The 23,634-nt window shown below is 54.9% G+C and carries 23 protein-coding genes, 1 pseudogene and 1 riboswitch; of the genes and pseudogenes, 10 read left to right on the top strand and 14 right to left on the bottom strand.

What is annotated here, in order from left to right:
- Window positions 1-11: 11 nt before the first annotated feature.
- The 4 genes and pseudogenes from BLU70_RS06850 to BLU70_RS06865 form a co-directional block, all read right to left on the bottom strand.
- Window positions 12-1,898: a thioredoxin domain-containing protein gene (locus BLU70_RS06850; RefSeq protein WP_074692905.1), complete on the bottom strand. Its 1,887-nt coding sequence runs from the start codon at window positions 1,896-1,898 to the stop codon at window positions 12-14.
- Between the two features lie 76 nt (window positions 1,899-1,974).
- A pseudogene (locus BLU70_RS06855) lies at window positions 1,975-2,139 on the bottom strand (DUF255 domain-containing protein); the annotation flags it as partial.
- 119 nt (window positions 2,140-2,258) lie between these two features.
- Window positions 2,259-3,500, bottom strand: coding sequence for an N-acetylglucosamine-6-phosphate deacetylase (gene nagA, locus BLU70_RS06860; protein WP_176780855.1), 1,242 nt, complete (start codon window positions 3,498-3,500; stop codon window positions 2,259-2,261).
- A gap of 125 nt (window positions 3,501-3,625) precedes the next feature.
- Complete coding sequence (locus tag BLU70_RS06865; protein WP_074692911.1) at window positions 3,626-3,958, bottom strand: hypothetical protein; 333 nt, start codon at window positions 3,956-3,958, stop codon at window positions 3,626-3,628.
- Window positions 3,959-5,111: 1,153 nt separating this feature from the next.
- Here BLU70_RS06865 and BLU70_RS06875 point away from each other — a divergent pair.
- Together BLU70_RS06875 and BLU70_RS06880 are read left to right on the top strand one after the other, a co-directional pair.
- Entirely contained in the window at window positions 5,112-5,795 is a 684-nt protein-coding gene (locus tag BLU70_RS06875) for an SGNH/GDSL hydrolase family protein (protein WP_074692915.1), read from the top strand.
- Window positions 5,796-5,843: 48 nt separating this feature from the next.
- Window positions 5,844-6,584, top strand: a complete 741-nt coding sequence (locus tag BLU70_RS06880) for an SGNH/GDSL hydrolase family protein (RefSeq protein WP_074692918.1) — start codon at window positions 5,844-5,846, stop codon at window positions 6,582-6,584.
- Between the two features lie 472 nt (window positions 6,585-7,056).
- Here the strand turns inward: BLU70_RS06880 and BLU70_RS06885 are convergent, their stop codons facing one another.
- The 3 genes from BLU70_RS06885 to BLU70_RS06895 all read right to left on the bottom strand — a co-directional run bounded on the left by BLU70_RS06885 (window position 7,057) and on the right by BLU70_RS06895 (window position 10,562).
- Window positions 7,057-7,395, bottom strand: coding sequence for a hypothetical protein (locus BLU70_RS06885; protein ID WP_040288346.1), 339 nt, complete (start codon window positions 7,393-7,395; stop codon window positions 7,057-7,059).
- Window positions 7,396-7,919: 524 nt separating this feature from the next.
- Window positions 7,920-9,413 (bottom strand): malate dehydrogenase (quinone), encoded by a 1,494-nt coding sequence (gene mqo / locus BLU70_RS06890; protein WP_420865892.1) that lies wholly within the window; start codon window positions 9,411-9,413, stop codon window positions 7,920-7,922.
- Between the two features lie 201 nt (window positions 9,414-9,614).
- Entirely contained in the window at window positions 9,615-10,562 is a 948-nt protein-coding gene (locus BLU70_RS06895; RefSeq protein WP_083341191.1) for a DMT family transporter, read from the bottom strand.
- 126 nt (window positions 10,563-10,688) lie between these two features.
- Between BLU70_RS06895 and BLU70_RS06900 the strand changes: the two genes are divergently transcribed.
- The gene (locus tag BLU70_RS06900; RefSeq protein WP_074692924.1) at window positions 10,689-11,123 is read left to right on the top strand and encodes a hemerythrin domain-containing protein; all 435 of its coding nucleotides are present in this window, start codon (window positions 10,689-10,691) and stop codon (window positions 11,121-11,123) included.
- A 12-nt stretch (window positions 11,124-11,135) separates the two neighbouring features.
- On the opposite strand, the gene BLU70_RS06905 is transcribed toward BLU70_RS06900, so the two are convergent.
- Both BLU70_RS06905 and map read right to left on the bottom strand, forming a co-directional pair.
- Window positions 11,136-11,945 carry a Nif3-like dinuclear metal center hexameric protein gene (locus BLU70_RS06905; RefSeq protein WP_074692927.1) on the bottom strand — a complete coding sequence of 270 codons (810 nt, stop codon included), beginning with the start codon at window positions 11,943-11,945 and terminating at the stop codon, window positions 11,136-11,138.
- A gap of 283 nt (window positions 11,946-12,228) precedes the next feature.
- A complete protein-coding gene (gene map, locus BLU70_RS06910) occupies window positions 12,229-13,434 on the bottom strand; it encodes a type I methionyl aminopeptidase (protein WP_074692929.1) in 1,206 nt (401 codons plus the stop codon).
- Between the two features lie 142 nt (window positions 13,435-13,576).
- Here map and def point away from each other — a divergent pair, with 142 nt between their 5' ends.
- The 5 genes from def to thiE all read left to right on the top strand — a co-directional run bounded on the left by def (window position 13,577) and on the right by thiE (window position 17,694).
- Complete coding sequence (gene def / locus BLU70_RS06915) at window positions 13,577-14,356, top strand: peptide deformylase (protein ID WP_074692932.1); 780 nt, start codon at window positions 13,577-13,579, stop codon at window positions 14,354-14,356.
- A 60-nt stretch (window positions 14,357-14,416) separates the two neighbouring features.
- A riboswitch (TPP riboswitch) is annotated at window positions 14,417-14,516 on the top strand.
- Window positions 14,517-14,578: 62 nt separating this feature from the next.
- Entirely contained in the window at window positions 14,579-15,292 is a 714-nt protein-coding gene (gene tenA / locus BLU70_RS06920) for a thiaminase II (protein ID WP_074692934.1), read from the top strand.
- Window positions 15,285-16,190: a bifunctional hydroxymethylpyrimidine kinase/phosphomethylpyrimidine kinase gene (gene thiD, locus BLU70_RS06925; RefSeq protein ID WP_074692937.1), complete on the top strand. Its 906-nt coding sequence runs from the start codon at window positions 15,285-15,287 to the stop codon at window positions 16,188-16,190. Before tenA ends, thiD begins: the two co-directional genes overlap by 8 nt.
- Before the next feature lie 35 nt (window positions 16,191-16,225).
- Window positions 16,226-17,047, top strand: coding sequence for a hydroxyethylthiazole kinase (thiM, locus tag BLU70_RS06930; RefSeq protein ID WP_074692939.1), 822 nt, complete (start codon window positions 16,226-16,228; stop codon window positions 17,045-17,047).
- Window positions 17,044-17,694: a thiamine phosphate synthase gene (gene thiE / locus BLU70_RS06935; protein WP_074692941.1), complete on the top strand. Its 651-nt coding sequence runs from the start codon at window positions 17,044-17,046 to the stop codon at window positions 17,692-17,694. Before thiM ends, thiE begins: the two co-directional genes overlap by 4 nt.
- A gap of 153 nt (window positions 17,695-17,847) precedes the next feature.
- On the opposite strand, the gene BLU70_RS06940 is transcribed toward thiE, so the two are convergent.
- Both BLU70_RS06940 and BLU70_RS06945 read right to left on the bottom strand, forming a co-directional pair.
- Window positions 17,848-19,470, bottom strand: a complete 1,623-nt coding sequence (locus BLU70_RS06940) for an MDR family MFS transporter (RefSeq protein WP_074692944.1) — start codon at window positions 19,468-19,470, stop codon at window positions 17,848-17,850.
- Between the two features lie 3 nt (window positions 19,471-19,473).
- Window positions 19,474-19,950 (bottom strand): MarR family winged helix-turn-helix transcriptional regulator, encoded by a 477-nt coding sequence (locus tag BLU70_RS06945; RefSeq protein ID WP_074692947.1) that lies wholly within the window; start codon window positions 19,948-19,950, stop codon window positions 19,474-19,476.
- Window positions 19,951-20,159: 209 nt separating this feature from the next.
- Between BLU70_RS06945 and BLU70_RS06950 the strand changes: the two genes are divergently transcribed.
- Both BLU70_RS06950 and BLU70_RS06955 read left to right on the top strand, forming a co-directional pair.
- Entirely contained in the window at window positions 20,160-20,840 is a 681-nt protein-coding gene (locus tag BLU70_RS06950) for a TIGR00266 family protein (RefSeq protein WP_074692949.1), read from the top strand.
- Window positions 20,840-21,484 (top strand): histidine phosphatase family protein, encoded by a 645-nt coding sequence (locus BLU70_RS06955; protein ID WP_006445600.1) that lies wholly within the window; start codon window positions 20,840-20,842, stop codon window positions 21,482-21,484. The genes BLU70_RS06950 and BLU70_RS06955 overlap by 1 nt, the downstream gene beginning before the upstream one ends.
- A 10-nt stretch (window positions 21,485-21,494) precedes the next feature.
- Here BLU70_RS06955 and cobS read toward each other — a convergent pair whose 3' ends face one another.
- The 3 genes from cobS to BLU70_RS06970 are packed head-to-tail and all read right to left on the bottom strand — an operon-like array spanning window position 21,495 to window position 23,634.
- On the bottom strand, window positions 21,495-22,280 hold the full coding sequence (gene cobS, locus BLU70_RS06960; protein ID WP_040288335.1) for an adenosylcobinamide-GDP ribazoletransferase: 786 nt from the start codon (window positions 22,278-22,280) through the stop codon (window positions 21,495-21,497).
- A gap of 14 nt (window positions 22,281-22,294) precedes the next feature.
- Window positions 22,295-22,840 carry a bifunctional adenosylcobinamide kinase/adenosylcobinamide-phosphate guanylyltransferase gene (gene cobU / locus BLU70_RS06965; protein WP_006445598.1) on the bottom strand — a complete coding sequence of 182 codons (546 nt, stop codon included), beginning with the start codon at window positions 22,838-22,840 and terminating at the stop codon, window positions 22,295-22,297.
- Entirely contained in the window at window positions 22,837-23,634 is a 798-nt protein-coding gene (locus BLU70_RS06970; protein ID WP_040288333.1) for an ABC transporter ATP-binding protein, read from the bottom strand. The genes cobU and BLU70_RS06970 overlap by 4 nt, the downstream gene beginning before the upstream one ends.

A 23,634-nucleotide genomic window follows, 5' to 3' on the forward strand; every position in this document is an offset into this window, starting at 1 on the left:
GATCCCCCGCTTCATGTCAAACGGGGAGGATTAGCGACAAGATTGGCAATGGTTGCGGCAATGTCCGCCTCTGGACGCTCACAATGGAAGTGGCGACACACGTAGACAAGCGCTTCGTCCGCTGCCGGTGGGTACGCATTTTCTCCGTTCGGTCGAGCTGATGGCGTCAACAGCACCGCTTCTGGCAGAAACGCAAGATGAAAGGCTGTCGCCATCGCGCGTACGTCCCCCCTGCCTGGTACTGATGACCACACGACCTCAGTCGTGCCGAGATCGCGCAACATGGCTGCGGTGACAAGCCATAAATGGTCAACTGGGGCTTCCATCAACCATGTGCCAAACGCATGCAAAAGACGATCCAATCGTTCCGCATACGCTTCGTCGCCGACAAGCGCGTACAGGCGCTGGAGATTGTGTGCCGCCACGCTGTTGGCCGACGGCGTCGCGCCGTCGTAAACGGTCTTTGGTTGCGCAATGAGGCGCTCTGCATCGCGGCCATATAGAAAGTAACCACTGCCTTCGCTATCCCAAAAGAGCGTGTCGAGCACAGACTGCCAATGTTGGGCACGACGCAGGTAGAACGGATCGAGCGTGGCCTCATACAGATCGAGATACGCCGCGATGAGGTAGGCGTGATCGTCCGCATAGGCGAATACGGCTGCATCTTGGTCGCGATAGCGCGCGAGCAGACGGCCGTCCGGCTTGCGTACAAGCAGGGTTTCCAGCGCCTGAACAGCCCGCACCGCCAGGCCGAGCCAGTGCTCGTCTGCGAAGACAGCACCGGCTTTAGCGAGTCCGGAAATGGCCAAGGCGTTCCATGCAGTCAAGATTTTATCGTCAAGCCCTGGGTGCTCGCGATGCTCTCGCCATTCGTAGAGCTTCCGATTGGCTTCGTCGAGCCACTGCCACAACTCGCCTTCCGACATGTTACGCGCGGATGCAAAGGCAGCAATATCGCGATCGACATAGTTAGGCACGCTGTAGCCCTCGAAGTTACCTTCGTCTGTGATATCGTAAAAAGCGCAGTACCATTCGCCGTCCTCATCGCCAAGCGCAGCCGTCACATCCTCCGGCCGCCACACGTAAAAACGCCCTTCTTGACCTTCTGAGTCGGCGTCGAGTGCGCTGTAAAACGCCCCTTCCCGCGAGGTCAGCTCGCGCTCAAGAAACGTGACAATCTGCTCGACAAAACGACGGTATTGCGGATTCTGCGTCACCTGATAGGCCTCGGTGTACGCAGTGATAGCCAACGCGTTGTCGTAGAGCATTTTCTCGAAGTGTGGAACACGCCAGAAGGCATCGGTACTATAGCGGGCGATCCCGCCGCCAACGTGATCGGCAATTCCGCCCCTCATGATGGCATCCAGTGTATCCAAAGCCATTTGCCGCGCCCCTTGGTCAGAAGCAAATCGGCTGTATCGCAGCAAAAACATGACCTGGTGAAACGCCGGAAACTTGGGCGCATCCCCAAAGCCACCATACGCGTTGTCAAAGCGCTCGCGCAGAGAGGCTGCTGCTTGGCGCGCGGCATGTTTGCCGTCGACCTCACCGGGCATCGCGGCAAATATGGGCTGCATACGGGTTACCAGCTCGGCACTCGCCGAAACGAGTTTTTCCCGCTCCTCGTCCCATTTTTGGCGCATCATGCGGAGAATGTCTAGAAGTCCCGGGCGCCCGTAGCGCGCGTTTTTCGGAAAATACGTTCCGGCAAAGAACGGATGCCCGTCCGGCGTCAGAATGACCGTCAGCGGCCAACCACCTTCGCCGGTGACCGCTTGGCAGTAGGTCATGTAGATGTGGTCGATGTCCGGCCGCTCCTCGCGATCGACCTTAATTGAGACATAGTGTTGATTCAGGTACTGGGCAACTTGTTCGTCTTCAAACGACTCATGCGCCATGACATGGCACCAGTGACAAGTCGAAATTATTTACTCCATTGCGTGCAGGCGTACTATTCATAGCCCCGTAGGGCTACGAATAGCCAATGGATAAAAAAACAGGCTTGGACTCTCGGGCAGCCTTTTGGAAAGCTTCCGGTGCCCAGGGGAACCAATCGACAGGGTTATATGCGTGCTGCAAGAGATATGGCGATTTTTCATGAATCAAACGGTTTGGCTTGCGCTCATTTTGTGTAGTCATCGTTGCTCCCCTTCCGAGGAAAATGCATCCTCTTCATGATTGTACCCCTGACAAAGGGTCCTACACAAAGAAGCGTTTGCACGCGATGGTTTTGGAAGCTGATTTTCGATGACAGCAGCTTATCTGGCAAACACTTGACGCCCTGCGATCCACGTTGCGACAACATGCAATCCTTCGTCCAGTACAACGAGATCTGCACGTTTCCCGACCGCGATGGAGCCCTGTGTATGCGCGAGACCGAGCTCTCTGGCCGGTACCGTCGCCGCCATATAGGCGGCATCCCGCAGATCGATACCTACCTTGCGGACCATGTTGCGGATCGCTTCGTCCATGGTCAACGTGCTTCCCGCAAGGTGGTTACCTTCTTTGAGTACAGCCACCCCATCTTGGACGATCACGTCCAGCGCACCAAGCTTATAGTTGCCATCGGCTTTGCCTACTGCCGCCATGGCATCGGTAATAAGCACCAGGTTGTCCCGGCCTTTAAGACGATACGCCAGTCTCATCATTTCCGGGGAGACGTGATGTCCGTCGGCGATCATCTCACATACGACATCATCAGTTAGCAACGCCGCGGCTACGACTCCGCCTTCGCGATGATGAAGTCCTCGCATCGCATTAAAGAGATGAGTGGCATGCAAGGCACCCGCCGCAATCGCATCAAGCGTTTGTTGGAATGTTGCGTCCGTGTGGCCAAGCGATACGATAATACCCTGCTCGGTTAGCCAACAAATGGCGTCTAGAGCACCTTCTAGCTCCGGGGCAATAGTGACCTTCTTCACAAAACCTTCCGCGATACTCGTCAAATGCTTGAGGATATCCATCGATGGGGGAATGACAAACTCCGGATTCTGTGCACCACAGCGCTTAGGAGATATAAACGGCCCCTCCAGGTGAATGCCAAGAATCTGTGCACCACCATGAAAGCGGCACGCGCTACGCTTTACCACATGGATCACTCGGTCAAGGTCAGCTATTTGTGCTGTCAGCGTTGTCGGAAGCCAACCTGTCGTTCCGTGCCTGGCATGGAATCGGCTTATGGCTTCGATGGCGTGAATGGTGCCATCCATCACCTCGTAGCCGTCCCCTCCGTGGATATGTATGTCAATAAAACCAGGCAGAATCCATTGATCGTTTGCATCGAACACTGTGATGGAACGACCAGCAAACATGCGCGAAGAGCTTTCTCCATGTCCAATTTCGCGAATCACGCCTTGCTCAACATAAATGTATCCGCCGTCACAAATGGAATCTTCAAGAACCAGCCTTCCATTACGAATGACGAATGTGGCTGTTGTCCGATCCACGTGTATCGCCCGCTTTGCATTCAATTCATCCAACTTATATTTTTCGTGATACAAACTGCATCCTGCAATCCATTAGACCTTCCAACCCCAAGAAGAATGGAACACCTTCGGAGCACTTAGCGAGGAGAGAAGGGGCGCGATGGCCCCACTATCACTTTACCCTTAGGTAGAGACACACGTCACCACCACAGGCCCCACAGGACATAGATGATCAAAAAGGATGCGGCCCAACGCCCCCATCCCCAGCCGTAACCGGCTCCATACCCGCCACGACCATAACCGGGATAGCCACCAACCCCATATCCTCCCCACGCCAATGCAATATCCAAGCGCTTAACTTCATCTGAGTCAAGCGTTTCACTGGCAAGCTGCGGAGGAATGTACCTCCTTGGCGATAAGATAATGGCCTCATTCCCTGTCACGCGCTCAATGATCCCCTCGTGATATCCGTAGGGTGTCATAAAGCGCACATATTGTCCAACGTGGCGCATACACTCTGCTCTCGAACACATGCTGATGCCCTCCCCTTCACGCAACACACAACGCGATCTTCATGTCGTCCATCATTAGTAAACCGGCGTTGTCGTGCAGGTTGTGGTGTAGGAAGGCACTAGCAGAATAAAGAGTACAAAGATAATGAGAAATACAACCGCCCAACGAGTGTAGCCGCCGAGTGCGCCGCCATCATACATGTTGCTTCCCTCCTGCCGTGCAAAGCATAAAATCCGAATATACCCACGAGCCTGACGCCTCATCTTGCCCGCAACGCATTTCCATGTACACGCATCACCACGCCAGCAAATAGGCATGCCCGTGCCGTGCAAATGGGCGCCTGCAAAGTGAAAGCTTCCTTTTGCCTCCTCGTTTCACGACGTGATGTACAAGTATGTGTGCGATTCACCTTTTGCATCGGTGTTTGCCGCACAGGCATTCGCACAGCCGCAAAGTCTTGATAACGCGCATGTTGATTTTTCTATTGCACATTTACCCGATGCTCGTTCGAAAAGGGGATCATACACTACTCTGAGGTTTTGGAGGTGATGATGTTGAACATTGGCATGCTATTTCGATGGGGCTCTGTTCTGATGAACATGGTTCAGGATCCAAACATCCATCTACTAGCCCGAGGAGCATGGACAGGTATCCGAAAACTGCGGGGGGCCATGGAGCCGGGTATTCCATCGCATCCCCTGGGTGCAGCCCCAAACACATCTGGTACACAAGGGTTTTCCTATGGTTTGGGAAATCCGTTTAGCCCCAATCGCTTATCCGACCGCGATGCTTTGAAAGGCTCCGGAGCCGTCCCAAGTCTGAAAGGCCCCTTTAAGACTGGACCCAGCGAAACCGAAATCAAACAGTTATTGCGAGATCCAAGGGTGCAGGAATTCTTAAGCGAAAATCCTCAGATGCGTCGCATGATTGAAGAAGCCTCCAAGCGACCGCATAAGGGACAGCGCGGGGGCAAGCTGATGCCGAAACTGTTCGGTAAACCGCGGCAAGAGGAGTCGCCTGCCAAAGGGTTCAACGAACCATTTCCGTTTCCCTGGATGCAACAAAGACCAACAGTCCCTGCAAACCAGTCACGATATCCCAATTCACAGATACGAAAGCGAAGGCCTTGAACCCATACGCATGACTCACTTCAGGCTGGAAGGGGGAAGCGACATGAAGCGAAACCTGTACATTGCGCTCGGGGACTCCATCACCGCCGGGTACGGTGCGCCCCACCCACATGCGACATTTGTCTATCAGGTCTCGCAATTTGCACACGAACAGGGACTGGCAGACCATACCATGATCATTGCCCAAAACGGATGGACGAGCGGAGATCTGTGGAAAGCCGTTAACGTCATCGGTGAGGCGATTTGGAACCAGACAAATATGATCACGTTGATGACAGGTGGCAATGACTTGCGACGCCTGTTACGGCGCTTCTATCTCCCAGTGTCGGGGCCAGTCATCACCCCATCCGTCATCGATCGCGTGAGCGCGGAATTCACTTACAACATGGACTTATTATGTAATTTCATCCACAAACGCAACGTTCCGTACGTGATTGTCACCACCGTATACAACCCCATACCACATTTTCCGATTGCGGTTGCCGCTTTTGATAGGCTTAACACCGTGATACGCATGCTTGCCGAAGACTACCGGTTTACGGTCAGCGACGTGTTCGCAGGATTTCAAAACCGCGAACATCAATTGATTGAAGGTTACCGCAATGGAAAATTCGAGGACCTGGCCTTACCGTTTCGCCGCCCAATTCACCCAAATCATGCCGGACATGCGCGAATCGCCGAAGTCATCAAAAAGTCGTTGCGCGGCATGGCTCCGCCTCTGCCGTAACACGTTGTGCGTCACTGGCATCTCTACATATACAAGGGGTTGAGCGCGATGGCAAGAGACATCTACCTAGCGATTGGCGATACCGTTACAGCGGGGCAGGGAGCGAGTCATCCGAGACTCGGGTTCGTACAACATGTCGGCAACTATTTACGTGACCAATCATTCGCGCAACGCACAATCATCATGGCCCTTCCAGGTCTTACGGCGAAACGACTATTTCAACTCGTATCGACGCCCAGATTGAATCTGTGGGACGACGTCAATGTTATAACTGTTTGTTTTGGTAGCGCGGATCTACTTCGACTCTTGCGACCGGCCGTTCGCGGCGCCCATGCACATGCCCGCCCACCGCGGAGTGTGTTAAAACACGCGGACGAGTTTGGTTATCATACGGATCAATTGTTTCGTCTCATTCGCGAGAAACAGGTGCCACATGTGCTTGTTACAACATTGTATAACCCACTACCTGGGTTTGCGCCTGCCCGTGAGTTTGTCGAAGGAATGAACGGTATCATTTGCGATTGTGCCAGTTACTATAAATTCCCTGTCGTTGATTTGGAAAAGGGGTTTGCCAATAACGAGGCGTATCTGATTGACGGGTACCGCACTGGAAGTGTCCTAGACTTGATGCATCCTTTGCGCAAGCCGATTCTACCTAACAACGCAGGGCATAAGCTGATTGCACATCTGATTACCCAACGTCTCAGCCAATTGTTGACCAAAAAGAAGCAAGGCCAAAAGTCAGGAACCAGTCGTCCGGGAAAACTTCGCAGGCGCCTAACGACATGAACCGGGAGGAAAGCTTGGTGCACGCCGAAGCCGAAACAGACCATACACTAGATCCCAATGTCTGATGCAACGATGACCTCGCATCGACGGTATACCCTCGACTGCACCGCATCGTATTGCTCAAGATGCACGTATGAACGCCCCGAATGTATAACCTGCTGTATGTCTATATGTATACGGACGTGATTCTTGACCCCATACACAATTTCACGGTAAGACTGCTATAAGCCTTGCGTTGCGTGTCATTTTCTGAGACGTATGCAGTTCCACGGCAGGCTTGCAAAAGGAATGGGCGGCTACACAGCCTCTTACATAGCCATGTAGCCATCCAACGCAATTCTTTCAAGATAGCACTGACACTTCTTCGCCAACGCCGCGATCGACAAGCACGCGAAGAGAGGTGTGACGAGTCCCTGCCCAACGAAAGTTGGCCAGTAATTCATGAACATAAAGGGCGATGCCTACTGTACGGTTACCACCACCAGCCGGCCAGCCCCCACAAGACATAGATGATGAGGAAGGAAACCGCCCAGCGGCCCCACCCCCACCCCCAGCCACCATATCCTCCGCCAAAACCGCCGTATCCAGCTCCTGGAGCACCTCCCCATTGTGCTAGGGCCAGGTCCAACCTCTGCAACTCGTCATCACTGACATTGGCACTGGCGAACTCAGTAGGGATATATTTGCGTGGCGAGAGGATGATGGCCGAGTCTTGGGTAACCCGTTCGACAAATCCCACGTGATACCCGTATTTGGTTCGAAAGCCAACCATCTTTCCGATATACCGCTCACAATCCGCTTTTGTACACACGTCCGAAACCTCCTTTGTTCCACAACTTGCATTCCATATGGGGTTATGGACGACCATCAGCCCGTCATCAGTACACCGGTGTGGTTGTGCAAGTTGTCACGTAATTGGGAACGAGGAGGAAGAACAACACGAAGATAATCAGAAACACAACCGCCCACCTTGTGTAGCCACCAAATGCACCGTACATGTGTCACACCCCTTTCCCTTGCGGCATGCTTTACGTTACGTGACTTCGACTGCTCATCGCTATCGGCAACCGCCTGAACAAGCGTGCCTATTTTCGTAGAAACTTTGATAGCTCAAACATGAGAATGGTATGTTCACGCATGCCACGCTCACCGATGTGACATCAACCCGCGAAAGTTGATTTCCGTTTGGTATGTCGCTTTTAAAGACAAAAACAGCTCCACTAGGTCATGTCCCAGCAGAGCTGTCATCAAAACCAGCGTTCTTTATGAACACCTGCCTGAAGGCTTATCTCGTGCAATGCAGGCGATGGAACATACGGACGTACTCTAAAGGCATCACGCCTGCATGCTGCCATGTGCTGAGGCGAGCCCCAAAGCCTCGGCAGTCATAGCCTGAATGGAACGCATCAAATCCGGATTTTCATTTAACGCTTCGCCATACGATGGAATCATTTCCCGTATTTTCGGTTCCCAGTCGGGTAGCTTATCTGGGAAACACTTTCTAATGACATCCATCATGATGGAAACGACGACCGAAGCTCCGGGCGATGCCCCAAGTAGTGCCGCCACTGAACCATCTGACGCACTGACAACTTCCGTACCAAATTGAAGCGTGCCCCGCGGATTGCTCTTAATGACCTGCACACGTTGCCCCGCCACGATTAAGCTCCAATCCTCATTGCGAGCTGTGGGTACAAACTCACGCAGTTCATTCATACGCTGGTTTTTTGTCAACATCAATTGCTTGATCAAATACCATGTAAGACCGGCATTTTTCAGTCCGGCGGCAAGAAGCGTAGTGAAGTTGTGTGGCTTTACGGACTTCAGCAAGTCCAACATTGAGCCGGTCTTCAAGAACTTTGGTGAGAATCCGGCAAACGGTCCGAACAACAGGTATTCGCGGTTGTTAATCACCCGCGTATCCAGATGCGGAACCGACATCGGCGGCGCGCCAACAGGTGCCTTGCCGTACACCTTCGCGCGGTGTTCTTTGACGACATCCGGATTTTCACACACCATGAAGAGCCCGCTGACCGGAAATCCGCCAATCCCCTTCCCCTCGAGAATGCCGGACTTTTGCAACAAATGCAGGCTCCATCCACCTGCGCCAATGAAGACAAAGCGCGCACTATGCTGTTCGATCGCACCTGTCTTGGTATCACGCACATCTAGATTCCAATAGCCATCGCTCGTTCGCCGCAAATTCTGAACCTGTTTGTTACACTGAATGTTTACCCCGTTCTTCTCTAAATAGGAGAACAACAGACGCGTCAGAGCACCAAAATTCACATCTGTGCCAGAACCGATCCAGGTAGCTGCAATGGGTTTGTCCGCCGATCGATCCTTCATCATCAAGGGAATCCACTCGGACAATTGCTGGGGATCATCCGAATACTCCATTCCCTGAAACAGTGGATGCTCTGACAACAAGGAAAATCGCTTTCGTAAAAAAGCGACATTGGCATCCCCTTGAACAAAGCTCATGTGAGGAACAGGCACGATGAAATCGCGCGGATTTTCGATGATCCCTTGATGGACCAAATAAGACCAAAACTGCCTAGAGACCAGAAACTGTTCATTGACGTGTATGGCCTTACTGATATCGATCGATCCGTCGGGACGCTCCACGGTATAATTGAGCTCACACAATGCTGAATGACCCGTGCCTGCGTTATTCCACTCGTTTGAGCTCTCGACAGCAATTTGATCCAGACGCTCAAAGACACTGATAGTCCAGTCGGGAGCCAACTGTTGAAGCAACGTGCCTAACGTGGCACTCATGATGCCGGCACCGATCAACACGACATCCGATCTGTTTTGCACTTCCATCCGGGTCCCCATCCTTATAACCATTTACCTTTATTTAGGAAATTCGCGCAATAAAGTTACATTCAAACATGGATATTCAGATTGAAAGCATAAAAACGGGGTGTCGAAGATTCAGCAACGTTCGACAACCCCTATAGTATAAATCATAACAATCCAATTGGCTAACCGACTTACATATTTCACATATCCAAAGCGAGAAGATCATTTGCGCGATCGCGCCAGGATGGACACGGTCAAAAGGACACAAAGGCCGCCGCAGATAGACACCGGGCCCATTTGAACATGAAGTACGGTCAGCGCCAAGATGGACGCTGAAAGGGGCTCGCCGCAAGCGAGCAAACTCGCCTCAGCAGGCTCGATGTATCGCAGGCTTACCATGTACAGGTAAAACGCGAGTAACGTGCCAAATAGCACAACAAATACCACTAATCCCCATGCCCCAATCGGCAAGGTCGGCATCGTTTGGGGGCGCACAGTAGCGATGCTCATCATCACCCCGCCAACGAGCATTCCCCAGCCTGTCGTTGCCGCCGCACCAAATTGCGCGAGAAGACGTTGCGGATAAATCGAGTAAAAGGAGACCGCGAATGCGGAAGCTAGTCCCCAAACCACCGCAAGAGGCGCTATCGACAAACTCGTGACGCGCCCGTCCGTAACGAGGAGAGCCGACCCAACAAGCGCCAGTGCCAGGCAAAAAAATTGAGTGCCTGAAGGTAGTCGCCGACTCCGCAAGGCACCATAGGCGACGATGACGAGCGGGCTTAGGTACTGCAGGATGGTCGCTGTCGCCGCATTGCCATAGCCAATGGCCGCAAAGTATGTGTATTGCACACCCAGCAAACCAACAAGGCCGAACACCAACATTCCGGAGGCGGATGGCAGATTGCGCCACGGGGCAAACACGCTCGCCCATCCTTTGCGCAAGCCGACGATGACGACTAGCAAAAAACCGGCGATGGTCATGCGTACGGCGACGAGCCAGCCTGGGGCAACGCCGTGACGCTGAAAGAGAACTTGCGCCGCGGTGCCAGAAACGCCCCACAAAACCGCGCCGAGCAAGGCAAGAAACAGGCCTTTTAAACGTTTAAACCTGTTTGCGTCAGATACGACGTCCGGGTGTAAGGACGTCTGCGTCGTTAATTCTGACAACAAAAATCCCCCCTGCTTTTCTCATCCCAGAACGCACTTCACGAAATGATGAAGCGATGATCTATCTTTGTGGTACACTCGTTGCCAAAGACAATGTCCGCACTTTCCAAGAAAGGGGCACACGTTATGGCAACCAAGCGCCATCCATCCCTGCAGCCGCTCTCCCGCCACCACCACCATGCACTCGTCGTGGCTTTGCATCTGATTAGACAGGAACTGCCCAGCGACGAACTGCGCTCAGAACTTGAGCGCTTTTGGCACAATGGAGGCCAAGAGCATTTTCGCGAAGAGGAAGAAGTGCTTTTACCGGCCTACGCGAAGCACGCGCCACTCAACAGACCCGAAATTGTGCAGTTACTCCTCGAACACGTTCAGGTGCGCAGCATGGTCAGCCAAGTTTGTGACGAGAAGCGCGATGACGTGATGCAAGAACTGGGTAAGTTGTTGCAAAGTCATGTTCGCAATGAGGAACAAGTCGTATTTCCCATGATTGAAGCCGCCCTTAGCGAATCGGAACTGGAGCGACTGGCGCCGTATTTCGCGGAACACTACCCAGGATAATGTACTTTATTGTTAAAGAACCCGGAATACGGGATGCAGTGGAATAAAACGCACTGGGATTGGGGCAACAAGGTCTCGCAGACTGTCCGCTATCATTTCCATGCCAGCTTCTTCGCTCTGCTGATGGCCGATGACCACCATCGCTTTGGCGTGTCCCATCGCCACAGCGTCGCGCACATACTCTGCCGTCTCCCATTCCGGCCCCTCGCCTACAATAATCACGTCGAGATCGGCTTGGCGCAAATAAGGAATGGCGGCGGCTCCGCCGCCGCGGTATCCCGGCAACAAGCCTACACGGCGACAGATCAGCGCCGAATGACCCACGACGCGTACTTGCGAAAGACAAAAGGACTTTTTGATTTGGTTTATAAGCTGTCCCAATGAAACGGGTGGTAATTGCACGATGGGAGCGTCGAAGAATGTACGATAACCATCGCCCATCATGTCACGCCAACCGAGCCTTTTGGCCATCCCCTGAACAATCCAGTCGGGACGAGTTCGGTGAGGGCGGTCGTGCAATCTATACACGGCCAAATTGTTCTTCACAATATATTCTAGCTTTTCAGAACCCACCGGATCCTGATTTAGTGCGTCCAAACCGCCCATATGCTGATAGAACAGCCCTTCGTGCGAGATGATGAGATTAGCCCCCTGCTGTACTGCCTCTTGAAGGACCTCGTACGATGCAATAAATGTGACAGCCACGCCGTGTACCAAATCCTCCAGACCGCCAAATACGAGTTGATCCACCGTCTCGCATTCGCCATTGGACCACGGCATCAGGAATTCCAGGTGATGCACAATATCTCGTACTGTCGTCATGTTGACTCCCCCGGACTTTAGCTTACATCAACTCCTGCTTGGGGAGGAATACCTCGTTGCGAAGAGAACGGTATGTTTAGTATCCTCGGCAAATCTTTCGTAGACCTTTGCAGTCCCCAACAAAAAAACACCCGGCCGCTTGGTCGAGTGCAATAAAGGCGGCGTTATATCCGCCCTCTGGAGACACCTTGATTGTCGCATTCCACTACGTTTGCTTCATCGCCCATCTGTACGATTTCCCGATAGTCCTTCCAGACTAACTTGATGAGTGTCCATTTGCGCATCACAAGCGTTTAGTCATCAACCAAGTGTTGCTTTGCGGCCTTCCTACTTCCACGAATCCGAGTCGCTGATAAAAGCGCAACGCTCTTTCGTTGTTCGTTTGGACACACAGTTGCAAGGCGTTGCAGCCGAGCCGTCTCGCCTCCCCTTCCAGCCATGCCAGGATGGCTCGGCCTCGCTGTCTGCCCTGCTGCTCCCGCCGCAGGACGATTGTGTGCAGGTGCAAGTGCCTTCCCTGCCGCGCGTAGGATACAAAGCCCAAGAGGCGACCGTCTTCATCCTGTATCGCTAGCGCGATCGCTCCTCCAGCAAACAAATCGTGAGGCGTTACACGGCGTCCCCAAGCCTCGAGAAGGATGGGATCCATCTCCTTTGCGACCAATCGCACTAGCTCGGTCTGATCCACCTTTGCAGCCGGAATGAGGAGCATGTTCGCGACCCGAACCGCCTGTTGCTCCTCTGCGGATCGCGTGATCACTTCTGCCACGCCATCCCTTACGATCACGGTATCTTCGACGTGCACGCTCAAGTCGCCATGCATTGTGACATCTGCCCACCCGTTGTCGGCACGACGTGCGTAACGGCTGACCTGCGCAATCACCGGTTCAATGGCCAGGACCATCCCTTCACGCAATCGGGGTCCTAGACCAGGCGGCCCAAAGTTAGGAAGCCACGGATCCTCATGCAAACTCATCCCAGTACCGTGTCCGACTGCCTTGTGGATGATGCGCATGCCAGAGTGTTTGACCATCTCGCCGATGGCATGCGAAATGTCCGAACACCTCCCCCCGGCCTTTGCATGCTGGATTCCCGCCGCTAAAGCTGCCTCCGCGACTTCCAGCATCCGATGCGCTTCGCGTGTGCCGTCCCCTACCACGTACGATCGCGCGGCGTCGGTGATCCAGCCGTCGACTGCGACGGCAATGTCGACTTTGACGAGATCCCCAGACTGTAATCTGTACGCGCCCGGCACGCTATGCCCTATCTCGCTGTTCACCGACACGCAAATTTCGCCCGGAAAGCCGTGCACACCCTTGATGGCCGACTTCGCCTCAGCAAGCCGCATCGCAGCGACGGCAACATCCTCTAAATCGCGCGTCGTGATCCCGGATTGTATGGCCTTGGCGACTGCGCGATGGACCTTTGCATTGGCCCGCCCGCAAGTGCGCAACGCATCCAGCTCACCACCAGTACGTACCTCAATCATCTTTGCACTCTCCTCTCCCAGCATCGATACGCATGCCCGCACATGTGTGCAACAGCCGTTGGCATAGGTGGACGCTTGGTCAAATGTCATATTGGCTGCATTGTATAGAGATCGATAGAGATGACAGGATGGAGGAACCGATGTGGCCATAAAATCGATTTTGCAAGGGGATATCCCTGAACTACGCCAGGTCTCGCAACCCGTCACGCAATTTGACGACCAACTTGCCGAGCTTGTCGGGGATCTTATCGATACGCTCGAAGCGCACCGCGGGCTTGGGTTGTCCGCACCGCAAATCGGTTGTTTACAAAACGTCTTCGTGACAGACGCCGACGATGGCGTGAAAGTGTTCGTCAACCCCACGCTGCACGAACAGAGCGCCTACGCAAAAGCATATGAATCTTGCCTTAGTTTTCCCGATCACGCCTTGTGCATCGAACGCCCCACACGGGTGATCGTTCGTGCAGAGGACATCCATGGCGCGCCCTTCGAACTGGAAGCTACCGGTCTTTTGGCGCGCATCGTCTGCCACGAGTACGACCATCTGCAAGGTGTGTTGTTCATCGATTATTTAAGCGAGGAAGAGTTGTTCGAACAACTCCTGGCAAACGCGTACGTCGTCGACGATGAAGAAGATGAAGAGATAGCGATGTCCACCGCGGCGCAGGCAGCAGCGGGTACAAGCGACGCAATCAGTCCGAGCGCCGAAGAAGAACTGCGTCAAGAGCGGCAAATGATTGTCGACATGCTCGCGGAAGTGTCTTGGAAATTGGCGATTGCCATCGATATGCTGCGAGAGGACGCGAGTGGTTGGACGGACGGCGTCAACTGGCACGGGTTACAGAAGGCAAGTGAAACGCTGGAAGAGACATTCGCCGGCTTATCGGAACGCTTGGCCACGGACACAACGCTGCACGGATAGGCCTCCCGATGTGCGGGACACGCGCGTCTTGTTATGCTATCATTACAGTCGATCACACATGGATGCCACTAGGGGAGCGCTTGCTGAGACGGAGTGCGGCTCCGGACCCTTAGCACCTGATCTGGGTAATACCAGCGTAGGAAAGTGGCTCGCTGCGCGGATCGATCCGCCGACTGCGCCGTTTTTCCCCTTGTTGGCCTCCACCCTGAAGGAGGCTGGATGATGCGTTTTTCCGCAGAACTCTACGAGGCATCACGGCCGATTTTTGCGGCCACGCTCGCACACCCTTTCTTGCAAGGCATCGCGCAAGGCGAACTGCCGCGCGACGCCATTGTGCGCTACGTACAACAGGATGAACTTTACTTAAACACATACTGCCGCGTCTACGCCAAAGCGCTTGCCTGCGCAGACACAGACGAACATATGCGCGATTTTTACGATCGCGTTGGACTACTGCTGGAAGGTGAACACGAGGCGCATGACAATCTCCTACAAGTTGCGGCGGTACGGCCGGATGAACGCGGCACAAGTGCCGAAAAACTCCCCACCCTGCACCACTACGAAAGCCACTTGCTCGCCGTCGCGGCGACGTCCGATTTCGGTGCGATCATCGCCGCCATCCTGCCGTGCCACTGGCTGTATGTCGATCTCGCGCGCAGCATCGTAAACAAAGTGCAACCCGGCCCCGACCATCCGTTTTCGACGTGGCTTTCCTTTTACGCAAGCGACGAGATGAAAGCCAGTCTAGACCGCTTGCTGCACATGCTGGATCGGCGGGCCGCCATCGCCAATGAAGAAGCCAAGGCGTTCATGCGCGCGGCTTACATGACAAGCTGTTATTTGGAATACCGCTTCTTCGATATGGCTTACCGCGGCGAGTCATGGTTGCCCGCCAATAGCGCACCGGTCAGTGGCGGACGTGATAGCGATGTTTAAAACGACTGCTGGGCACATTGCGCGCATGCTGACCATCGCTGGTTCGGATTCCGGCGGTGGCGCAGGCATTCAGGCTGACTTGAAGACGGCCCATCAGTTTGCCGTGTATGGGATGTCCGCCATCACGGCCATCACGGCTCAAAACACGCTCGGCGTACAAGGCGTCTTCCCGCTTTCTCCAGATGCCATCTTGCAACAGCTGAGGTCCATCGCCGACGATCTTGGATTCGACGCTGTAAAGACCGGCATGTTGGGCGACGCCGCTGCGATTTACACCATCGCATCGTTCCTGACAGAGCGGGCGACTTGTCCAATTGTCGTCGATCCGGTGATGGTGGCGAAAGGTGGCACTCCATTGCTCGATCCGGCCGATGTCCAGGCCGTGATCGAGCACTTGTTGCCTGTGGCAACCATCATCACGCCCAACGCCCCAGAAGCGTCGGCCTTGACTGGCATTGACGTGCAATCGCTCGCGGAATGCAAGGCTGCAGCCGTGCGCATTGCCGAGCACGGGCCGCAGATGGTCGTGGTCAAGGGCGGACACATCGCGACAGACATCGCTGAACGCGAACTGTCCGTCGACGTGGTGTATGCAAACGGTAGGTTTACGTATTTTGCCGCGCCGCGCTTGCAAACCGCGAAGACACACGGCACAGGATGTACGTTTTCATCCGCGATCGCGTCCTGTTTAGCGCGAGGCATGGAACCTTTGGCGGCCATCGCCTCGGCCAAGGCGTTTATTCACCGGGCCATCCTAGGAGCCCGCAATTGGGATGTAGGCCACGGACACGGGCCAACGGATCATTCCGTACAACCGGTTTTCACAGCCAATATCGCGCCGGGCATGTTTTATCTGTTCGACGGCGAGCAGTGGCTGGAACGTAACGATATTGCGTGACCGAGGGTGGTCCGCTAGAGAGGATGGTATATAGCATGAGTATCGGATCGTGGTTGACACGCGTGCGCGATCAGCGCCCGCTGGTTCACAACATCACCAACTTGGTCGTCACCAACGTGGCGGCCAACACATTGCTGGCCCTCGGTGCGTCGCCCGTCATGGCGTATGCACATGAAGAGGTCGCCGATATGGCTAGCATCGCCAAGTCGCTCGCGCTCAACCTTGGCACGCTCGATCCCGAGATTGTCGTCGCCATGCGATTAGCCAGCACGGCCGCCAATCGCACCGGCGTCCCCATTGTGCTCGATCCGGTGGGTGCCGGGGCGACTCCCTACCGTACACGAGCAGCCAAGGAGATCATCGATGGCCATCAACTTGCCATCCTGCGCGGCAACGCATCAGAAATCGGTATTTTAACAGGTGCAGGCGGCTCGGTCGTCGGTGTCGACGCGGGTGAGGCGAGCGAGCATCTGATCGATGCAATGCGCGCGTTTGCCTCTGCGCACCGAACTGTCGTCGTCGCCACCGGCCCGCGCGATCTTGTCACAGACGGACAAACGGTTTGGGAATTGGCCAACGGGCACCCGCTGCTCGCCGCCATTACCGGCTCTGGCTGTTCTTTGACCGCAGTCATCGGCGCATTCGTCGGCACTGTTGACACGTGTGACCTGCACCTGTACGCCGAAGCCGCAATCGCCGCCGTGACATGCTTCAACGTCGCTGCCGAACGCGCGGCCACTCACGCAGACGGGCCAGGCAGCTTTCAAGTTGCACTACTCGACGCCCTATACCACATCACGCCCGATGAGATCGACAAAGCTGCGCAGGTGCAAACCTTATCAGGAGGACCTCGATGATAGACATACGGGATGACTGGAAGAGCAAGCTGGTCGTTTACGCGATCACGGACGATCGCGAAGATACAAAGAGCCTTCTTGCCGCCGTCGAGGCTGCGCTGGCGGGCGGTGCAACCGCGATTCAACTGCGCCGTAAACGCGACGATGGCGGTCCGATGTTGCGACTCGGCCTCGAAATTCGGCGTCTGACGCGAGAAGCAAGAGCGCTCTATATCGTGAACGATCGCGTGGACATTGCGTTACTCACGGAAGCAGACGGCATTCATGTCGGGCAGACCGATATTCCCTGCAAGCGGGTGCGCGAACTTGCGCCGGACAAGCTCATTGGCGTATCGGCGCGCACGACCGCCGAGGCTTTCGAGGCGGAACGAGACGGCGCAGATTATGTCGGGGTCGGCGCCGTCTTTCCGACGACGACCAAGGCGGACGCAATCCACAGCGGGATCGACACACTGCGCGCGATTGCGGGCACAAGTTCCATCCCCGTCGTCGCCATCGGCGGCATCGACATCGCACGGGCTCCGCAAGTCTTGGCGGCTGGAGCAGACGGACTCGCCGTCGTTTCGGCAATCATGTCGGCTCCGTCGCCACGCGATGCCGCTCGGGCATTTGCCTCTCTCTACCGAGAATCGGATCGATCGCGATGACCATGCCAAATATGTGAGCACCGTTTGCCTAAGAAGCGAACCAAACGTAAAAGGCGGCTGTTCTAGATGATGATCCGGGTGCCCATCATCTGAACAGCCGCCTGTTCGTTCACGTTGTGGACATGCTTCATTCACGCGTGCGTACGCGATGCCTCAAGAAGCACTTTCCTCATTTTGAGCCGAGTGAGATTCGAAATATTCTTTGCCCTTTAACTTCACTTCTGGCAGGAAGAACGTACCGATGAAGCTTAGAATGGCAAACAACAACCCCACCTCAAATAGGTGCTGAATGCCAAAAGTCAACGACGTCTTGATAGCATCCATCAACTGCAGATACATATGGTGCCCTGCCGCACCGAATTTGTTAAATTCCCGCGCAATGGACAATTGTGCTTGCGACGTGAGCAGGGACTGCGGATTAAGGCCAGCAAGTTTACTTTTGAACGCCGTCAGCGAAGCCGGCAACGATTCGCTCAGTTTGTGACTGAACGCCTTATTGAGGATCGAGCCAAAGATGGGCGATGCGATTACGCCCGCGAGCGAACTGACAAACTGTTGCGTCGAGTTGACCGTGCCCATCATCTTATAGGGGAAAGCGTTTTGTACGGCCATGTTCATTAACGGCATCAACGATCCAATACCGAGACCAATCACAACCATGTTGACCATGACCGTGCCCCACGTCGTGTGCAGATTCATTTGATTTAGCAGAATAGAGCCAACGACAATGACCGCCCCACTCAACCAGGCGAGATAGCGGTAGCGCCCGGTCTTCGACATCACCTGACCAGACACCATGCTTCCCACAATAAAGCCACCCATCATCGGCGTCATGACCCAACCGCTGTTCTGCGCGTTTAAACCGATGACTCCTTGAACATAAATCGGCAGGAACATCAAGCTGCCAAACATCGTCATGCCGACAAACATGCCTAGAATCAGAGACGTGCTAAAAATCCTGTTTTTAAAGAGAGACGGTGCAAGCAGCGGATCGGCGGCTTTGCGTTCCCACAACACAAACAACACGAGCACCGCCGCACCACCAAGTAGAAGAGCCAAGGTCGGCGCCGACCCCCACGCGTACTTTGTACCTGCCCAGGTGAAGCCAAGCAGCATGGGAATCAACCCAATGGTGAGTACCATCGCCCCCAGCCAATCGACCTGCACGCGCGCTTCGGAACGGACCCTTGGCAGCGCGGCGATCACGCCGACGATGGCAAGTACAGCAAACGGCAAGTTAATATAAAACACCCAGCGCCACGACAAGCTGTCGGTGATCCAGCCACCGAGCGCGGGACCCACGATGCTCGAAATACCAAACACCGCCATCATTACGCCCATCCATTTCGCGCGCTCTTGCGGCGAGAAGATGTCGCCAACGGTGGCCCGCGGCATGCTCATCATCGCGCCTGCGCCGATGCCTTGAAATGCACGAGCAAAAACCAGTTCCGTCATCGTGTGCGCCATGCCCGAAACCGCGGAACCAACGCCAAACATGATGAGACCAAACAGGTAGAACGGCTTGCGCCCAAACACGTCAGACAACTTTCCGTAAATCGGAACCGTGATTGAAGACGTGATCATATACGCGGTGAACACCCATGAGTAAAGGCTAAAACCCTTTAAGTCGCCGATAATGGTCGGCATGGCAGTCGAAACGACGGTCTGATCCATAGATGAAAAAAACATCGTCAACAAAACTGTGGCAAACGCCCACCATTTTCGTTGACCCGTAATTTGATTCGTCGTTTGCACAGCAGCGGCTGTCTGCGACATCCATTAGGCCCCCTCTGCCGATTCTTGAATGATGCGGTCTACATCGACCTTCGCCGCAATTTGCGCGAGCGATTCCAACGTGCCAATACATGCGGACAACTCGCCCGCATCCAATTGACCCAAACAGTGGCGAAACAAGTTCCGCCATACGCGCTCAACCTGCTTTAATTTCGCCTCGCCCGCCGCCGTCAGTTCGATCACGACGACGCGCCGATCTTCTTGATCGCGCAGGCGAGTCACAAGTCCATGGCTCTCCAAACGGTCCAGCATGACGGTGATGGCACTTGGTGTGACCTCCATCTTCTCGGCCAACTGTGAAACCTTGCAACGGCCTTCCTCCTGGATGACGTGCAACGTGAAAAATTGGCCGGCAGTCAATCCGACATGCATGCGGTTGACCAGATGCGGCCCGAAATGGTGTGCCAAGACCGATAATGACCGGTCAAATCGCTCCGTCAATGTGTCAATATCCTCTGCCATCGATGAAGTCCTCCACATCCTTTACGAGATACATGTTCAACCCTTAAAATGTTTATATCAATTAACATTTATACTATATAAACAGGTGCTACGCGCGTCAAGCCGGAATATTAAATTCATTAAACATTCACGATGAAAATTGACGTTCAGACACCTTTAGACCATGGTAAGATACGGATACCGAAGGCGAATAGGGTGGAGGCGAAGGCATGGAGTATCACATTCATGGCACGACAATGCAAACACTCGAAGTTCACTTGCGGCCAGGAGAATCGGTGTTCTCTGAGGCTGGCTGTCTACTGAGCATGAGCCCAAACACGCGCATGGAAACAAAATCGTCCGGCGGTCTCGGTGGCATGTTTCGGCGAGCATTTAGTGGCAACAGCTTGTTTCTCAACTATTTCCGGGCGACGCGTGAGGACTCTATCGTCCAGTTTACAACTCGTATGCCAGGACATATCCTGCCGCTTCACCTGCGCAATTACGGCCGCGTGATCGCACAGCGCCATGCGTTTTTATGTGCGGAAGAGCACATCGACTTTGGCATCGAAGCGACCCTGAACATCGGGCGTCTGCTCGGCGGCAACGGACTCGTGTTCACGTATCTCGATGGCGATGGCACCGGCTTTTTATCCATCGATGGCGAAGTCATTGAGCGCGATCTCGCCCGCGGCGAAAGCCTGCTCGTCCACCCGGGTCACATCGCCGCGTTCACGTCGTCCATCGACTACCGCGTGCAGGTGATGCAGGGCGTCAGCAACATGTTGTTCGGTGGCGACGGAGTCTTTCTGGTGCAATTGACCGGGCCCGGGCGCGTCTGGATGCACTCGCTCACGGTCCACAATCTCGTGCATATCATTCAAGAATATTGGGATTCAGGACAAAATTGATGCAAACAAAATCTGTTTTCTCGCGCATATTCCTGATCAGGCATGCGCCGACGGCAGAAAACGCCCGCCACATCCTCATCGGCCGCACGGATCCGCCTTTATCGACCGCTGGCGAACAGTTGGCAGAGCGAGTCGCGACGGCGCTGGCGGATTTGTCGGTAACGGCAATTTGGTCGAGCCCGCTATTGCGCGCGCGACAGACGGCAAACGCAATCGCTAAGCGACTTGCGGTCGACGAAGTGCGAATCGACGAACGCCTTGCCGAGATCGATCTTGGGGTGGTCGACGGCATGTCTGTCTGGGATGCATACGACCGGTATCGGCCTTGGTTTGAAGCATCGTTCGTCGAGGATGACAAGGATTTTGCGTTTCCGGGTGGGGAATGTTGGAGCCGTGCGGCGGATCGGTTTCATAAAGGGTTGTTGGATGCCGCAGCGCATGCTTTCGCGCAAACGATATGCGTCGTGACACATGGGGCCGTGCTGGGATTGTTTCACGCCCGTCTCGCCGGCGTGCCATTCGCTCGTTTTCGCACGTATCAACCGCGGCACGCCAGCATTTCTGAGCTTGTCCTTCATCCGGACGACTGCACATGGGACATCGTGCGCTGGAATGACACACGTCACATCGCCGACCTCACCTAAACCGGGGCGGTTACCCCCAGACGAACCTTGCAAAGAAGACGCCGTGATGGTGCATCGCTAACGCCACAAGTCCGATGCACCATTCGCCGCTCTCGACGAGTGCACCGTAGACGTCGCCTGTGGCGCCGCCAAATCGACTCTTTGCAAAGCGGATCGACCAGACCGTGAGGATCGCTTGCGCACCCATGCAAACAACAGCAGGAAACCATCGGCAAACAAACAACGTCGCCGCAATGCTACCTAGCGAGATAAGCGTCACAGCACGAACGCTAAGCTGCTCTGCAAACAGTGCGCCAAGCCCGCTCGGCCTCGCGGCGGGGATTGCGACAATCCCCCAAAGAAGTGCGACCCGACTCCAGACCGGCGCGAGCCACAGGATCAACCAGTTCGATCCGCCAAGCCCATACGCCCAGAGCCACTTGCCTAGGAATAACAGCACCGCGGCAATCGCCCCCATCGCGCCGACACGGCTGTCCTTCATCACCGCGAGTGCCGCATCGCCGCGGGTTCGGCTCCCCAACGCATCTGCGACGTCCAGCAAACCGTCCACGTGCAAAAAACCGGTGAGCACGCCCTGGGCAACCACCGCCAACAGGCTCGCCAGCAAAGAGCCGCCTAACCAGAAGCCGGCGCGATTGGCCAACCACGCCAGGCCGCCGATTACACATCCCACGAATGGCAACCAATATGCGGATTTGGCCAACTCGTCCGGAGTCGGTGAGCGCTGAAGTTCAGGAGCAGGCAAAATCGTAAAAAATGACCAAGCTAACGCAAAAGTCCTCCCTAACCGTTGCAAGCTGACGTCCCCTTTCAAAGGACCCTCGCACCTGGCAGCGCCTTGAGATCGACTGCGATCCCACTTGTGACGAGAAACACTTGCTCTGCGGAACGCGCAAACGCTTGATTCATCCAACCGAGCCAATCGCGGTACAACCGAGTCTCTGGATCCGCAGGCACAATGCCGAGACCAATTTCATTCGTTACGGCGATACAGGTGGCACGAGATGCGGCCAAGGTGTCAACCAAATCTGTGAGCTTGTCCCAAAAACCTGCTTCGTCTACCTTCGCCTGAAACATCCAATTCGCGAGCAACAGGGTCAAACAGTCGATCAGATAGACATCGGCTTGTGCAGCGCGCACGACGGCCGCCGGATTACACGGCTCTTCGACAGTGCGCCAGCGCCGATCGCGCGCGGCTCGGTGGCGGTTGATCCGCTCCGCCATTTCGTCGTCAAACGCCTCGGCTGTTGCGACAAAAATGACCTTCGCGCCGGAGTTGGCATGATGGTCAGCCAGCATCTCGGCAAATCGGCTCTTCCCGCTACGCGCGCCGCCGGTGACCAAAATGATGCTCATGACTCTTCCCTTTCCTCTCCATCCTTGGCAGGCAGACAGCCCATAACACTCAGACGCGGATCACCAGTGAATGGATCGGCAAAACGTCGCGCACCAATGTGAAAGACTCGCTGCACAAGCTCTGTCTGAAACACTTCGTCGCGTGAGCCAAATGCCACGACAGCACCGTGGTCAAGCACGATGCAAGCATCGCAAAAACGCATGGCAAACTCTAAATGATGAATAGCGAGGACAATGAGTCGCCCATCCGCTGCGAGACCACGTAGACGCGACAGGATGTCCAGTTGGTAAAACACGTCGAGATTGGCAATTGGCTCGTCGAGTAAAAACACGGGCGAAGCCTGTGCCAAACAGCGGGCAATACCTGCCCGTTGCCGCTCTCCCCCCGATATCTGAGCAAGTGGCAAATCGAGCAGCCGCTCCAGGCCCATTTGAGCGACAGCAGCCATCACGGCTTCCTGCCGCGAGGAGCCCTGTGCAAAAGCCGATTCCCTGCTGTACCTCCCCATTTCCACAAACTCGCGCACGGTAAATGGGATGTCATCGCCGATAAACTGTGGCAAATAGGCGATTTGCTGAGCGCGCCAGCGCGGTGACTGACTTGTAAGAGGCAGATCTGCCACAACCACCTGCCCGGAGGTCGGCGCAATGAGTCCAGCCATAAGGCGAAGCAGCGTCGACTTTCCGGCTCCGTTCGGCCCGATCACGCCAACCACTTGGCCCAGATCAAGCGCGATGGACATCGGTTTTAAGATCGGCAGGTACGCAGCACAATCCAGTCGCACACCAGCCAT

The sequence above is a fragment of the Alicyclobacillus hesperidum genome (assembly GCF_900107035.1).
GTDB lineage: Bacteria > Bacillota > Bacilli > Alicyclobacillales > Alicyclobacillaceae > Alicyclobacillus > Alicyclobacillus hesperidum.